The sequence below is a fragment of the Rhizobium sp. 25PS6 genome (genome assembly GCF_032464655.1).
In the GTDB taxonomy this organism is placed as follows: domain Bacteria; phylum Pseudomonadota; class Alphaproteobacteria; order Rhizobiales; family Rhizobiaceae; genus Rhizobium; species Rhizobium laguerreae.
This window is the reverse complement of the sequence record NZ_JAWDIV010000070.1, coordinates 1-838: the sequence shown is the minus strand read 5'-3', so window position 1 is coordinate 838 and position 838 is coordinate 1. Positions and strand designations below refer to the sequence as shown.

Here is an 838-nt window from a genome sequence, read left to right as displayed (position 1 = left end):
TGCACTGGTGGACGTCGGGCGGGGAGGCAGCGGCACTGAACGTCTTGAAGGAGGATCTTTCGAAGGAAGGTTTTGCCTGGAAGGACGTGCCGGTTGCCGGCGGTGGCGGCGATGCGGCGATGACGGCGCTGAAGGCGATGGTTGCGGCCGGCACCTATCCGACGGCCTCGCAGATGCTCGGTTATACCGTGCTCGATTATGCTGAGGCCGGCGTCATGGGCGACCTGACCGAGACGGCGAAGAAGGAAGGCTGGGACAAGTCGGTTCCGGCAGCCCTGCAGAAGTTTTCGGTCTATGACGGCAAGTGGGTCGCTGCCCCCGTCAACGTGCACTCGGTCAACTGGCTGTGGATCAACAAGGCTGTGATGGACAAGATCGGCGGCACTCAGCCGAAGACCTTCGAGGATCTGATCGCCCTGCTCGACAAGGCCAAGGCTGCCGGCGTCATCCCGCTGGCGCTTGGCGGCCAGAACTGGCAGGAAGCGACGATGTTCGATTCCATCGTGCTGTCGACCGGCGGTCCGGAGTTCTACAAGAAGGCCTTCAACGACCTCGACGAGGAATCGCTGAAGTCGGACACGATGAAGAAGTCGTTCGACAATCTGGCGACGATCATCAAATATGTCGACCCGAACTTCTCGGGCCGCGACTGGAACCTGGCAACCGCCATGGTCATCAAGGGTGATGCGCTGGTGCAGGTGATGGGCGACTGGGCCAAGGGCGAATTCGTCGCCGCCAAGAAGACGCCGGATACCGACTTCCTGTGCTACCGCTTCCCCGGCACCGACGGCAGCGTGGTCTACAACTCCGACATGTTCGGCATGTTCAACGTTCCCGA

The 838-nt window shown here is 61.5% G+C and carries 1 protein-coding gene; it reads left to right on the top strand.

The features are described from left to right. Positions 1-838: ABC transporter substrate-binding protein (locus RWK44_RS34845; protein ID WP_316030180.1), on the top strand; the 838-nt coding region annotated here is incomplete at both ends.